At 65.8% G+C, this 12,642-nt stretch carries 15 protein-coding genes and 1 pseudogene; 6 read left to right on the forward strand and 10 right to left on the reverse strand.

What is annotated here, in order from left to right; genetic code table 11:
- Window positions 1-458 (forward strand): methyl-accepting chemotaxis protein (locus tag QMC81_05020; protein ID MDI6906835.1); only part of this gene is annotated, 458 nt, incomplete at its 5' end.
- Window positions 459-540: 82 nt separating this feature from the next.
- Here the strand turns inward: QMC81_05020 and QMC81_05025 are convergent.
- Both QMC81_05025 and glmU read right to left on the reverse strand, forming a co-directional pair.
- Window positions 541-1,488 carry a ribose-phosphate pyrophosphokinase gene (locus QMC81_05025; GenBank protein MDI6906836.1) on the reverse strand — a complete coding sequence of 316 codons (948 nt, stop codon included), beginning with the start codon at window positions 1,486-1,488 and terminating at the stop codon, window positions 541-543.
- Window positions 1,489-1,537: 49 nt separating this feature from the next.
- Window positions 1,538-2,908 carry a bifunctional UDP-N-acetylglucosamine diphosphorylase/glucosamine-1-phosphate N-acetyltransferase GlmU gene (glmU, locus tag QMC81_05030; protein ID MDI6906837.1) on the reverse strand — a complete coding sequence of 457 codons (1,371 nt, stop codon included), beginning with the start codon at window positions 2,906-2,908 and terminating at the stop codon, window positions 1,538-1,540.
- 176 nt (window positions 2,909-3,084) lie between these two features.
- Between glmU and QMC81_05035 the strand changes: the two genes are divergently transcribed.
- Complete coding sequence (locus tag QMC81_05035; GenBank protein MDI6906838.1) at window positions 3,085-3,972, forward strand: selenium metabolism-associated LysR family transcriptional regulator; 888 nt, start codon at window positions 3,085-3,087, stop codon at window positions 3,970-3,972.
- Window positions 3,973-4,038: 66 nt separating this feature from the next.
- On the opposite strand, the pseudogene QMC81_05040 reads toward QMC81_05035, so the two are convergent.
- Window positions 4,039-4,248 (reverse strand): annotated as a pseudogene (locus QMC81_05040) (iron-sulfur cluster assembly accessory protein).
- A 309-nt stretch (window positions 4,249-4,557) separates the two neighbouring features.
- On the opposite strand from QMC81_05040, the gene QMC81_05045 reads away from it, so the two are divergent.
- Window positions 4,558-4,839, forward strand: a complete 282-nt coding sequence (locus tag QMC81_05045; protein ID MDI6906839.1) for a metal-sensitive transcriptional regulator — start codon at window positions 4,558-4,560, stop codon at window positions 4,837-4,839.
- Between the two features lie 2 nt (window positions 4,840-4,841).
- Here QMC81_05045 and QMC81_05050 read toward each other — a convergent pair whose 3' ends face one another.
- The 3 genes from QMC81_05050 to ispE all read right to left on the reverse strand — a co-directional run bounded on the left by QMC81_05050 (window position 4,842) and on the right by ispE (window position 7,229).
- On the reverse strand, window positions 4,842-5,594 hold the full coding sequence (locus QMC81_05050) for a nucleotidyltransferase family protein (protein MDI6906840.1): 753 nt from the start codon (window positions 5,592-5,594) through the stop codon (window positions 4,842-4,844).
- A complete protein-coding gene (locus QMC81_05055; GenBank protein ID MDI6906841.1) occupies window positions 5,591-6,286 on the reverse strand; it encodes a GntR family transcriptional regulator in 696 nt (231 codons plus the stop codon). Before QMC81_05055 ends, QMC81_05050 begins: the two co-directional genes overlap by 4 nt.
- Window positions 6,287-6,365: 79 nt before the next feature.
- On the reverse strand, window positions 6,366-7,229 hold the full coding sequence (gene ispE / locus QMC81_05060) for a 4-(cytidine 5'-diphospho)-2-C-methyl-D-erythritol kinase (protein MDI6906842.1): 864 nt from the start codon (window positions 7,227-7,229) through the stop codon (window positions 6,366-6,368).
- A 120-nt stretch (window positions 7,230-7,349) separates the two neighbouring features.
- Here ispE and QMC81_05065 point away from each other — a divergent pair, with 120 nt between their 5' ends.
- Entirely contained in the window at window positions 7,350-8,048 is a 699-nt protein-coding gene (locus tag QMC81_05065; GenBank protein ID MDI6906843.1) for a ZIP family metal transporter, read from the forward strand.
- Here QMC81_05065 and QMC81_05070 read toward each other — a convergent pair.
- The 3 genes from QMC81_05070 to QMC81_05080 all read right to left on the reverse strand — a co-directional run bounded on the left by QMC81_05070 (window position 8,037) and on the right by QMC81_05080 (window position 9,379).
- A complete protein-coding gene (locus QMC81_05070; GenBank protein ID MDI6906844.1) occupies window positions 8,037-8,483 on the reverse strand; it encodes a DMT family transporter in 447 nt (148 codons plus the stop codon). The genes QMC81_05065 and QMC81_05070 overlap by 12 nt on opposite strands.
- Window positions 8,484-8,561: 78 nt before the next feature.
- Window positions 8,562-9,080 carry a hypothetical protein gene (locus QMC81_05075; protein ID MDI6906845.1) on the reverse strand — a complete coding sequence of 173 codons (519 nt, stop codon included), beginning with the start codon at window positions 9,078-9,080 and terminating at the stop codon, window positions 8,562-8,564.
- A gap of 20 nt (window positions 9,081-9,100) precedes the next feature.
- Window positions 9,101-9,379 carry a YbaB/EbfC family nucleoid-associated protein gene (locus QMC81_05080; GenBank protein ID MDI6906846.1) on the reverse strand — a complete coding sequence of 93 codons (279 nt, stop codon included), beginning with the start codon at window positions 9,377-9,379 and terminating at the stop codon, window positions 9,101-9,103.
- Window positions 9,380-9,522: 143 nt separating this feature from the next.
- Between QMC81_05080 and QMC81_05085 the strand changes: the two genes are divergently transcribed.
- Together QMC81_05085 and QMC81_05090 are read left to right on the forward strand one after the other, a co-directional pair.
- A complete protein-coding gene (locus QMC81_05085; protein MDI6906847.1) occupies window positions 9,523-10,551 on the forward strand; it encodes a hypothetical protein in 1,029 nt (342 codons plus the stop codon).
- A gap of 2 nt (window positions 10,552-10,553) precedes the next feature.
- Window positions 10,554-10,802: a hypothetical protein gene (locus tag QMC81_05090; protein ID MDI6906848.1), complete on the forward strand. Its 249-nt coding sequence runs from the start codon at window positions 10,554-10,556 to the stop codon at window positions 10,800-10,802.
- A gap of 97 nt (window positions 10,803-10,899) precedes the next feature.
- Here QMC81_05090 and QMC81_05095 read toward each other — a convergent pair whose 3' ends face one another.
- A complete protein-coding gene (locus tag QMC81_05095) occupies window positions 10,900-12,522 on the reverse strand; it encodes a DUF3794 domain-containing protein (GenBank protein ID MDI6906849.1) in 1,623 nt (540 codons plus the stop codon).
- Window positions 12,523-12,642 lie beyond the last annotated feature (120 nt).

Raw genomic sequence — 12,642 nt, forward strand, 5'->3', positions numbered from 1 at the left:
ACCAGACCAACCTCCTGGCCTTAAACGCCGCGATCGAGGCCGCCCGCGCCGGGGAACAGGGCCGGGGCTTCGCCGTCGTCGCCGAGGAGGTGCGCAAGCTGGCCGAGCAGTCGGCCAACGCCGCCAAGGAGATTTACGAGTTGATCACCACGGTCCAGAGCGAATCCAAGAAGGCCGTGGAGGTCATGGCCGCCGGGGCGGCGGAGGTCACCGCCGGAGGCAAGGTGATCAACGAGGTCGGGGCCAATATCAAGGCCATTACCGCCGCCATCGAAGATCTTGCCCGCCAGGTGCAGGAGGTGGCGGCAGCCGCCGAGCAGATGTCGGCCGGCGTCCAGAATGTCGCCGGGACGACCGAGGAGCAGACGGCGGCCATGGAGGAGGTCTCGGCCGCCACCGAAGGGTTGACTACCCTGGCGGGTGAGCTGGACAAATTAGCCAAGATGTTCCGGATTTAGCGTCGTACGGAAACAAAAAGGCGCCGCCGTCCGGCACACCAACCGGTGCGCCCGATCCGGCGGCGCCTCGCTTATATGCGGTTCAGTCGAACAGCTTGGACACCGAGAGGTCCTCGTGCACCCTGATGACGGCCTCGCCCAGGAGGGGGGCCACGGAGAGGATCTTCAGCTTGCCGATCATCTTCTCCGGCGGGACGGCGATGGTGTTGGTGGCGATGATCTCCTTGATCACCGACTCCTGCAGGCGCTGGCAGGCCGGGCCGGAAAGGACCGGGTGGGTGCAGGCCACATAGACCTCCGTCGCGCCGATCTCGAGCAGGGCGGCGGCGCCCTTGGTGATCGTCCCCGCCGTGTCGATGATGTCGTCGATCAGGACGGCGGTCTTGCCCTCCACCGGACCTATGACGTTGGTCACCTCGGCCACGTTCGGCTCGGGGCGGCGCTTGTCGATGATGGCCAGGGGGGCGGAGATACGCTCGGCGATGTCACGCGCCCGCGTCACCCCGCCCACGTCGGGCGAGACGACGACGATGTTCTCCAGGTGGCCGCGCTTGATATACTCGGCCAGGATGGGGCCGGCGGGCAGGTGGTCGACGGGGATGTCGAAGAAGCCCTGGATCTGCCCGGCGTGCAGGTCCATGGTGATCACCCGGCGGGCGCCGGCGGCGGTGAGGAGGTTGGCCACCAGCTTGGCCGTGATCGGCTCCCGCGCCCGGGTCTTGCGGTCCTGGCGGGCGTAACCGTAGTACGGCATCACCGCCGTGATCCGCCGCGCCGAGGCGCGGCGCAGGGCGTCGATCATAATCAGGAGTTCCATCAGGTGCTCGTTGCCGGGCTGGCTGGTGGGCTGGATGACGAAGACGTCCGCGCCCCGCACGTTTTCCTCGATCCGCACCTGCACCTCTCCGTCGGAGAAGTGGGTCACCGAACTGGACCCGAGGGGCACCCCCAGGTAGTCGCAGATTTCGCTGGCCAGCGCCGGGTTGGCGTTGCCGGTAAAGATCTTTAACTTCTTGTAGCGGGAAAACATCGCGCCGGAATCCCCTCCGTCTCCGTCCTTTTGCTGAACCTTGCCGCCGTTACGCATCTTTTTTCCGGGCGGCCCAGCCCTCAATGTTCTTTTGCCGCCCGCGGGCCACGCCCAGGGCACCGGGCGGGACGTCCTGGGTGATGGTCGAACCCGCCCCTATGTAGGCCCCGCGGCCCACCTTGACCGGGGCCACGAGGTTCGCATTGCTGCCGATAAAGGCGCCGTCCTCGATGACGGTGGTCGACTTCTTCCGGCCGTCGTAGTTGCAGGTGATCGTTCCCGCCCCGACGTTCACGCCGGAACCGATCAGGGCGTCGCCGATATAGCTCAGATGAGGGATCTTCGACCCCTCGCCGACGACGGACTTCTTCATCTCCACGAAGTCCCCGATCCGCGCCCGCGCTCCGATCCTGTTCCCCGGGCGCAGGTAGGCGAAGGGGCCGACCGTCGTTCCGTCCCCGACCTCCGACTCCAGGGCGATGCTGTTCTGGAAGGTGACCCCGTCACCCAGCCGGCAGTCCACCAGGCGCGCCTGGGGGCCGATTATACAGTCGCGGCCGATGGCGGTCTCCCCCTCGATGATCGTGAAGGGGTAGATGACCGTGTCCGGGGCGATGCTGACCGCGGCGTCGACAAAGGTCGTCGCCGGGTCGATGACCGTCACCCCGTCGAGCATCAGCCTCTCAACAATCCGCCGGCGAAGGATCTGCTCGGCCCGCGCGAGCTGGACGCGGTCGTTGATGCCCATCACGGCGGTCGGATCGGCCGCCACCCAGGAGGCGACAGGCCGCTCCTCGCGCACGTAAAGGCTGACGATATCAGTCAGGTAGTATTCCCCCTGGCGGTTCTCCCGCCCGATCCGCCGCAGGGCGTCGAAAAGGCCCTCGGCGGCGAAGCAATACACACCGGTATTTATCTCGTCCACGGCCAGTTCCGCCGGGGAAGCGTCCTTTTGCTCCACGATGCGGCGCACCAGCCCGTCCTCGCCGCGGAGGACCCGCCCGTAACCGGTCGGGTCCTCCATCCTGGTCGTCAGGACCGTGGCCGTCACTCCCGCCTCACGGTGGTAGGCCACCAGGTCGGCCAGGGTGCGCCCGCGTAGAAGGGGCGTGTCGCCGCAGACGACGAGGACCTCGGCCTTTTCTCCCGCCAGTCTCTCCTCGGCCTGGAGAAGGGCGTGCGCCGTGCCGAGCTGCTCCTCCTGGCAGACCACCTCCGCGCGCGTTCCCACGGCGGCACGGACGGCATCCAGACCGAACCCGGCGACGACCACCACCCTGTCGGCCCCGGCGCTTTCGACGGCGTCCAGGACATAGGCCAGCATCGGCCTTCCGGCCACCCGGTGCAGAACCTTGGGATAGCGGGACTTCATCCGCGTCCCCTTCCCCGCGGCCAGGACCACCGCCGCCAAAGAAGCCATCCGCCGTCCTCCTCATCGTGAAGATTTGAACGTGCCCCGTTTAGCCATTATTCCACAAACCAAGCCGATTTCCTTGTCTGAATTTCCTGTTTCCCGTCGGCAGGCGGACAACGAATTTCGGCGAAAATAACAAAAAGGAATGACTGTGTAAACGTCATTTGAAAGCAGGGGGTATCGTGAACCTTAACTACCTGGAGACCTTTGTCGCGGTAGCCAATTACCAGAGTTTCACCCTTGCCGCGCGAGCCTTGAACCTTACCCAGCCGGCGGTCTCCAAGCATATCGCCCTCCTGGAAGCCGCCTACGGGGTACGGCTTATAAACCGATCCAGCCGCCGGGTGAAGCTGACGGAGGCCGGGCAGGCGCTCCACCGCTATGCGGTCGAAATCCTGGACCTCATGGCCCGCGCCGCCCGGGACGTCTCCTCGTTCAGCGAAACGGTCAAGGGACACCTGCACATCGGGGCCAGCACCATCCCGGGGCAGTACGTACTGCCCGAGATCCTGAAGGAATTCGGCCGCCGCTACCCCGCGGTGACCATCCACCTGGACATCACCAACACGGGTTCCGTCGTGCAGCAGCTGCTCCAGGAGACGGTCCAGGTCGGGGCGGTCGGGGCGCCGGTGGACCACCCGCGCATCGCGGCCCTGCCCTTTGCCGCCGACGAACTGGTCCTGATCCTCCCGGCCGACCACCCCCTGGCCGCCATGGGCGAGATCCCCGCGGAGCGCCTGGCCGGCGAACGGGTGCTCTGGCGGGAGCCTCGTTCGGGCACCCGGCACGAGGTGGAACACCTGCTCGCCGAAGCGGGGATCGACCCCGCGTCCTTCACCCGAGGCGGAGAGTTCGGGAGCACGGAGGCCATCATCGCCGCCGTGGAGGCGGGCCTGGGGGTGTCCTTCGTTTCGCGCTGGGCGGCCGAGAAGGCCCTGCGCGGCGGCAAGGCGGTCATGACAGCCATCGCCGGCACCCCCCTGCGGCGCCGGCTGTACCTGATCTACCTGCGGGACCGCGTCCTCTCCCCGGCGACCCAGGCCTTCCTGAACGTCGCCACCGGGAAATAAGGAGGCCCGGAACACTAAAGCGCCCGGGCCTCCTTACAAACCGTTTGCCTGGCGGTTCCAGCTTCTCTAGCTGCAGCTTCCCTTGTCGCCGCAGCCCGAGCAGCCGCCCGTGTCGTTGGGGTTCTTGATCGTAAAACCGGCGCCACGCCAGGACTTGACGTAGTCAACGACGCAGCCCTGCAGGTACCGGGCGGCGTCCTTGTCGATCACGAACTTGAGGTCCTTGACCTCGACCACGGTGTCCCCTTCGTTCACTGACTCATCCAGAGCCATGCCGTAACTGGGACCCCCTCACCCCACGCCGCCGATGTAGACGCGGATCATGGAGTCGGTCTTGTTGTTGCTGGCCAGAACCTCCTTGAGCTTCTCCTGCGCCTGGTCCGTTACCGTAAGCATTGACTTTTTCACCTCGCTCCGCCTTATAGATATTATTAATGTTTCTGCTGTGTCTTAATACTCACAGGGGTATTCTATTCCCGAGCGACCCGTCTGTCAACACCATTGCAGAAGCTGTTGACGGCCACCGGCGAACGGCTTATGCTATGGTTGATACCTACTGGGGTATGAAGGAGGCATTTCCACCAAGTGAACCCGCCCTTGAACCCCGAAGCAAGCACGCGCATCATCAACCGCCTCAAGCGCATCGAAGGCCAGGCCCGCGGCATCCAGCGCATGATCACCGAGGGCCAGGACTGCAAGCTGGTCATTGACCAACTCAACGCCCTGCACGCCGCAGTCCAGAACGCCACCAAGGCGCTGGTCGGGGAGTACCTCGACTGCTGCCTGGCCGCGGAACTGGAGAAGGGCGGTGACTGCCGCCAGGCCCTGAAGCGGGCGATGGAACTCTTTCTCTGCACCCGTACGTGATCTTAACGGCCGAGTATTTCCCTCGCCAGTTCCAGGTCGCCGGGCTTGTCGACGTCGACCGCGATTTCCGGGAACGGCGTAACCACCGCACAACCGCTGATGCCGACCAGGGCGGTCACCTTGCGCTCGGCGTCCTGCAGGGTCAGCCGGCCGGCCGCAAAGCGCAGAAGAAAGCCTAAACCAACGACCCCCGCCAGCTTGAGCGGCTTTTTACGGTAGGCGGCGAACTCTTCGCCCCGGGCACGGCAGCGGGCGAAGGCCGCCGGGCGGAAGAGGGCGATGTTGCCCCCTGTAAAACGCCCGTCGCGCAGCCGTACGTAGGTCCGTTTAACGTTCGGGTAGCGCGCGCTCACCACCTTCTCCTCGGCCACCGGGTAGTATATGTCGGCCGTACGGTCGCCACAGCGGGCCAGGAAGTCCTCCACCGCCTCAGGGGTCAGGAGGGGAACGTCCGCGGTCGCCACCAGGACCTGCGGGGCCCCGGGAAAGGCGGCCAGGCCCCGGGCCAGGTTTTCCATCAGGCTGTCGCCCGCCGGGATACGCATAATCCGCTCGTCGGGGGGCAGGACGGGGTGGACCTCGGGCGGCGCGACCACGGCCAGGCGCCCCACCTCGCGCACGGCGAGGAGCACGCGGGCCACTGCGGTCACCATCGGCACTCCGCCGACCGGGATCAGGGCTTCCCAGGCCGCCGCATCAACCTCCCGCAGCGGTCCGCTGTTGGGGCTGCCGGCCAGAAGGACGGCCTCTATCACCGGTCGTTGCGCCTCTTTTCTTCCTCCATTGCCAAGAGCAGGCTGTTTTCAGCGTTTTCGATATGTTGCTCCGCCAGGGATCTGGCCAATTCAATCTGCCGCTCGCTGATCGCCTCGGCGATGGCCTGGTGCTCCAGCAATGCCTCTTTGGTCCGGCCCGGGAGCGAGAGGGTGGTCATGCGAAAACGCTGGATCTGCTCGCCGAGGTTCGTTACTATCTGGGAAAGCCGCTCATTGCGGCTCGCATGGTAAATCATGTTATGGAACTCAGTGTCCCAGGCCACGACGGCGTTGATGTCCGGAGACTGGTCGTCGAAGGGTTGTACGACGGCACGCTGCAGGGCCTCGATCTCGTCCTCGGTGATCCGCTCGGCGGCCAGCCCCGCCGCCAGGGCCTCCAGGGCCGCCCGCACCTCGAAGACGTCGGTGATGTCCTTATCGGTGATCCCGGCGACGTAGGCCCCCTTCCGGGGTACCATGACGACGAACCCCTCAAGCTCCAGCTTGCGGATGGCCTCCCTCACCGGAGTGCGGCTGACCCCCAGCTCCTCGGCCAGGGCCAGCTCCATAAGGCGCTCGCCGGGGCGCAGGCGCCCCATGATGATGGCCTCGCGCAGGGACTCGAAGACCACCTCGCGCAACGGCTTGTAACTGTCGAGCTTTACCGGAAGGAGCCTCCTGGGTTCATCCATCGGCCGCACTTTCTCCCTTCGACGGTTTCAAACATCATTGTAAACGTTCGCCCTTATCAATGGCAATAAATTTATCCTTTCATATCGTTTCCGTAACCCAAACGGTCAAATCGGGGTCTGGAAAGGCCTCGGCGGCCCCTGCAGCCTGATCCCTGGATGGGAAGAGGCCGAAGAGCGTGGGCCCGCTGCCGGCCATCAGGGCCCCCGCCGCGCCCGCCGCCAGCAGCCGCTCCTTGAGGCGGCTCAAGACGGGATACATCGCCAGGGTCACCTTCTCCAGGTCATTGTACAGAAGCCCCGGAACCAGATCGGCACGGCCGGCGCGCAGGGCCTCGACCAGCGGGCCGGCGCCCGGCCCCGGCGGGAAATCCTGCTCGTCGTAGCCGGCGTAGACCGCGGCGGTGGAAACGCCGAACGGCGGCTTGACGAGGAGCACCCCGAGAGCACCGGGGGAGGGCAGGCTCTCCAGGACCTCGCCCCGGCCCCGGGCCAGGGCGGTACCGCCGAAGAGGGCAAAGGGCACGTCGGAGCCGATGCACGCCGCCAGTTCCATCAGCCGGGAAAGGGGCCAGCCGAGGCCCCACATCCCGTTCAGCGCCGCGAGCGCGGCGGCCGCGTCGGCAGAGCCGCCTCCCAGCCCGGCGCTGGAGGGGACCAGTTTGCGCAGGCAGATGCGCACCGCCGGCTTTATCCCGGCGGCTTCGGCGAGCGTCGCCGCCGCCCGCAAGACGAGGTTGCGCTCGTCGGCGGGCACGTCCGGGTCGCCTTCGACCGCCAGGGAGATCCCCGGCGCAGCCGGTGAAAAGGCCAGTTCGTCGTGCATGGCCAGCTGCTGCATGACGCTCTCCAGTTCGTGATAGCCGTCAGGACGCCGCCCGACGACCGACAGGAAAAGGTTGACCTTCGCGTGCGCCCGGACGGTGACTGCCCCGTCTTTCGCCATCGGTCCTTCCTCCCCTTCGCCCCCGACATCCGAAGACTGACCACTGACAACTTATTTTAGCACCCGTCATATGGAATCCTGCCCCGCCGTACAATTTTGGGAGGGAAGGAGAAACGGTTGATGGAGCTTTACGCCAGTCTGCTAGCCGGCATCGGAACACTGGCCGGGGCGGCCCTGGGCCTCGCCGGGCCGGGGCGGCGCCTGCTCGCCGCCTTCCTGGGGCTCGCCTCGGCGGTCATGCTGGCGGTGGTTGCCGGAGAACTGATCCCGACGGCCCTGGATTTCGGCGGGACAGCGACCGCCGCCGTCGGCCTGCTCGGGGGCGTCGCGGCCGTCGCCGCCCTTGACGTCCGCCTGTCGGCCGTCCTCGGTCCGTCCCATACCGGCTACGTCAAGATGGGGGTCCTGGCGCTCCTGGGCATCGCCCTGCACGACCTTCCCGAGGGCTTGGCCATCGCCGCCGGATTCGCCGCCACCCCCCGGGTGGGCTTTCTCACCGCCGTTATGATCGGGTTGCACAACGTCCCCGAGGGGATGGCCACCGCCGCCCCGCTGCGCGCCGGCGGGGTGCGCCCGGCGCGGATCCTCCTGGTCAACGCCCTCCTGAGCCTGGTGACCCCCCTCGGCACCTATATCGGGCTCTTCATCACCACCACCGCCCTGTCCATCTGCCTGCTCTCGGCGGCGGCGGCCGGCGCCATGCTCTATGTCGTTCTGTTCGGGCTGCTGCCCCGCTCCCTCTACGAGAACGCGCCGGCATCCCTCGCCGGGGCCCTCCTCGGCGCGGTCATTTTCGGCGGGCTCCTCTCATTTCTTTAGAAGCAGGAAAGCGCCGCCGGCCATCAGCAGCGTGCCCAGGACACGGCACCAGTTGAAGGGGATCTTCGAAAGCCCGAACCACCCCAGGTGGTCGATAAGGGCCGCCGTGAACACCTGGCCGATGATGATCGCCGTCGTGGCCGGCGCGACCCCGACTTTCGGTATGCTCCGCATAACCCCGTATAGGATTATGACCCCCAGAATCCCGCCCGCATAGGGATACCAGGAGGCATCCGGCAGCCTGACCAGCGACCCTTCGCCCAGGCGGAAGGCAAAGAGCAGGACCGCGACCGCGACCAGCCCCACCACGTGCACGACAAACGTGGCCTCTAACAGCCCGATGATCTTCGCCGCCCCGGAGTTGATGGCCCCCTGGAAGGCCATGGTCACGCCGGCCAGGCAGGCGATCACCAGTGCGAGGAGATAAGCGCTCACCGGATAACTCCCTTCCCGCGACTTTACAGGATGAAAAGCCCCGGGTCTATTTTCCGCCCGGTGAGCGCAACGTATCCCTTACTTCCTCCCGAAATCCCAGCGGAGGGGCTCCCGCCGCGCCGCCGGCCGCGGGGCGGGCCGTTCCGCGGGCCGTTCCTTCTCCTCGCCGGTCGGCGCCTCCCCGGCGCATTCACCGGGCCGCGCCGGTTCCGGCGCCGGCTCTCCCCCCCCGCCCGAGGGCGCCCCGCCCTGCTGCTTCAACAGGCCCGCCACCGTGGAAATCAGGGCCGGCAGGTTCGCGTCGCGGCCCAGCAGCCCCGCCAGGGGCGCCGCGGCGCCGGCGCCTTCCGTTCCCTTGCCCCGCGCCGCCAGCAACTGCCCGAGGGCCGCCAGGGGTTCCGCGTTCCCGCCCGCCGCGGGCGAGGCGTGCACTTCGCCACCGGAATCCATCCGTTTCTGCAAAAGGTTCATCGCCATCGTCACGTTCAGCAGCCCCAGAAACAGCAGCAGGTCATCCCGGTTGAGGGCGTTCTTGGCCTGGAAATCCAGCAGACTTTGCAGGATGCCCCGGATCTCGCTCAAGCCTTCTCTGGCCACCCCTTCACCCCCGGTCTCTTCTATGGCATCTCCGGGACTTTAAAGCCCAGAATGTGCTCCAGTTCATCCTTGGCGCGCAGCCTCGCCAGGGCCATCGCCTCGTCGAAGCAGGAAGCCAGGGCGGCCTCCAGTTGGGCGACGTTTGCCGGCTGAAAGGGACCCAGGCGCACCTTGAGGACTTTCTGCAGCCCGTTCACCGTGACCTGCGCGTACTCGTTGCCGGCCTCAACCACGATGTCGGCCAGGGCCTTCTTCACCGTCTCCAGGTTGCCGAACAGGCCGCCTAAACCACCCAGCATATTGAACCCCCCGCAAACAAGATACGTTAGTATATTCAGCCGCCCCGTAATGTGCCCTCCGGCCCGGGCAGTCACCAAAGGCCATCCCTCGACATACCCTGTTAGCAAAAACAGGAAGAAAGGAAAGGGAGGTGAGTGGCCCGGTGGAACGCTATCGCCAGGTGATCCGGGACCACCGCGCGCGCCTATTGCGCCTGCCGAACGTCGTGGGCGTCGGTCTCGGTTACAAGCGTCTCCGCGGCGAGGAAACCAGGGAGCCGGCCATCGTCGTTTTCGTTGCGGAAAAAGTACCGGAGGGCGGGCTGCCGCGGGCCTGGCGTGTTCCGCGGCGGATCAACGGGCTGCCCACGGACGTCGTCTATATCGGGCGGGTGCGCCTGCTGGCCGAGCAGGTCGCGCGCATGCGCCCGGCCCAGCCGGGAGTAAGCATCGGCCACTACCAGATCTCGGCCGGGACCTTCGGCGCCCTGGTTTATGACGCCCGCTCCGGCGCGCCCCTGATCCTTTCCAACAACCACGTCCTGGCCAATCAGTCCAACGGCAGGGACGGCCGTGCCAGGGAGGGCGACCCTATCCTGCAGCCGGGACCCTATGACGGCGGGATCGAGGGCCGGGATACCATTGCCCGTCTCGAACGCTTCGCCCCCCTGCACTACAGCGCGGAGCAGGCCACGTGCCCGGCGGCGGCCCGTTTCGAGAGCGTTGTCAACTCGCTGATCCGTACCTACCGCCCGAGTTACTTCGTGAAGGTTTACAAGGAAATGGCGGTGCCCAATATGATCGACGCCGCCGTCGCCCGTCCGGTGGACGACGGCGCGGTCACGGACGAAATCCTCGGCCTCGGCCGGGTGAAAGGGGTGGCAACCCCGGAGCTGGGGGCCTCGGTACGCAAGAGCGGCCGGACCAGCGGTCTGACCGGCGGCGTCATCACCTATGTCGACGCCACGGTTGCGGTACAGTTGGGCGAGAACCGGTTAGCGGTTTTCGAGGACCAGATCATGATGGGGCCGATGAGTCAGCCCGGCGACAGCGGCTCGTTGATTGTCGACGACCAGATGAGGGCCGTCGGGCTGCTCTTCGCCGGGTCCACGGAAACCACCATCGCCAACCGCATCGACAACGTTACCAGGCTCCTCGGCATCACCTTTGGGGCCCCTAAAGAGGAGGTGTAACCTTGGCCCGGCAATGGACCCGCGAATCCCCTGAACCGGCGGGCAGCAGCCAGATGCCGCAGGTCACGTGGATGATTCTCCTGTTCCTGGCCGTCGCCGCCGCCCGCAGTGAAGCCGACCTCGAAGCCAGACTTGAGTACCTCTCCAAGTTCGCCCTCACTACCAAGGAAGCCGTAGCCGCGGTCCGCAACAGCGCAATGAGCATCCAGTCGCTGGCCACGGCCTCGCAGAAGATACGGGACGTTTTTTAGCGGCACTCCTTTAAAACCGCGGCCGCCGGGGCGCATCGACCCGGCGGCCATAAAAAAAGCTGCCGAAGCAGCTTTTTTTTATTGGCATCCACAAACATTAACCGAGCCCGCCCTGGCAGATCCTGAGGACGGTACCGACCTGCAGGTTGGTCGGGACGATGCCCGGGTTCAGCTCCTGGATCGAGGCCACGGTGGTCCTGAAGCGGGCGGCGATGCTGCCCAGAGTGTCGCCGGGCTGGACCGTGTACGTCACCAGGGTGGTCCCGGGCGGACATACGGTGGGCACCGGAGCCACTTCCTCGGGGCAGAGGAAGAGCGTCGGCTGCACGATGCGGGTGACCTTGACCGTGACCTTCAGCACCACGTCGACCTTGATGTCATGGTCGGAGAGGCTGCACTCCGCGAACTCGACGCTGACATTGACGGTTACGGTGTCGTTTTCCCTGATGTCGTTCTCAAACTGGACGAAGGTCGTGAAGGGGATGGTGGCCTCCACCGCGTGCACCGGCTGGCTCGGCTTGTCGGCGACGTAAATGGCTTTGACATCAATCTCACCGCGGACGATTACCTTGTCGGCCGCCGGCAGGAGTTCGGTCTCCGTGACGCGGGTCTCGATGACTTCGCATTCCAGGGCCTTCTGGGCCGGCGGCTTCTGCGGCGGGATCTCGATGATGTCGCTGATCACGACCTGCGTCATCCGCTGGCCGACCACCAGGTCGCTGCGGATCCTGACCTCCTGGCCGTCCGGGAACTCGGTAACGACCATGACCTCGATGTTCCGGGTGACCGAAGCCCGGATCTGCAGGACGGCGCTGATGGAGATGGAGCACTTGCCCTTCTCGCGCGCGGTGACGTCCTCGATCCTCACCATCACGTCAACGATGTCATCAGGTTGGACGGGCTCGTCGAGTTCCACGAACTGCGTGAACGGGATCTCGACGCGCACATGGTGCACCGGCTGGTCGCCTTCCCAGGTCTTGGCGACATAGATTACCTGAACCGTCAGGACTCCTTCGACGACGACCTTACGGTCGCTGATGATCTCGGTCTGCGTGACCTCCACCTCGGCGATAACGTCAATCACCTGCTCCGGACACGGCTTGACGCCCGCAGTGATTTCCTTGACGTCCACCTGGTCGCTGATGACCACCTGGCGTGAGCCGAAGGCCACCACCTGTTCGAGGCTGATTTCCTCTCTCTCTGCCCCCGGCGCGTTGGTCAGGATGTTCAGCGTCTCGGTGACCGTGACCTTGACGAAGACCCGGATGATAATGGTGACGGTGATCTGCCGCTTGCCCTTCTCAACGCAGTCGTCGCAGTGGTGGCGGGTCTGGTTCATCTTCAGGTGGGCCTTGCAGTCTTCGACCTTCAGGTCCACGAAGACGTCGGCGTCCTCCCCGGCCTGCAGGCCCGGGATGTCGAAGGCCTGCGTGAAAGCCAGCTCGCCTTGGACGGCGTGCACCGGCTGGCTGCCCTCCGGCATGGCGGCCACGTAGATCACCTTGACCTCGGCCAAGCCCTGGACGATCACCTTGTTGCGCAGGATCTCGGTACCCGTGACCCTGGCCTTGGCGTTGCACTTGATGATCTGCTCGACCGGCGGCTTTTGGGCCGGCACCGTGATCGTGCCCCGCACCGCGGCCTGCTGGGTACCCTCGCCGAGCACCCGCCGGACGCGGAACTCCTGGCATTCGACCTGCTGCCTTGTATACCGGCTCAAAAAAATTCCCCCTTTCGGCATAGGTTGCTATACTATATGCCGCGAAGGAGGGAAAATGTGAGGGAGAAGGGGGGCCGCGAGCTTGATCCCGGTTTACCGGCGACCCCCGGCCCCGCTTCG

This window comes from Thermoanaerobacterales bacterium, assembly GCA_030019475.1.
Classification (GTDB): domain Bacteria; phylum Bacillota; class Desulfotomaculia; order Desulfotomaculales; family JASEER01; genus JASEER01.

Excerpts from the sequence above, each read along its gene's own strand:
- glmU (MDI6906837.1), bottom strand. The coding sequence starts at position 2,908 with ATGGCTTCTTTGGCGGCGGTGGTCCTGGCCGCGGGGAAGGGGACGCGG.
- ispE (MDI6906842.1), bottom strand. The coding sequence starts at position 7,229 with ATGGCGAAAGACGGGGCAGTCACCGTCCGGGCGCACGCGAAGGTCAAC.
- QMC81_05055 (MDI6906841.1), bottom strand. The coding sequence starts at position 6,286 with ATGGATGAACCCAGGAGGCTCCTTCCGGTAAAGCTCGACAGTTACAAG.
- QMC81_05080 (MDI6906846.1), bottom strand. The coding sequence starts at position 9,379 with ATGCTGGGTGGTTTAGGCGGCCTGTTCGGCAACCTGGAGACGGTGAAG.
- QMC81_05025 (MDI6906836.1), bottom strand. The coding sequence starts at position 1,488 with ATGTTTTCCCGCTACAAGAAGTTAAAGATCTTTACCGGCAACGCCAAC.
- QMC81_05065 (MDI6906843.1), top strand. The coding sequence starts at position 7,350 with ATGGAGCTTTACGCCAGTCTGCTAGCCGGCATCGGAACACTGGCCGGG.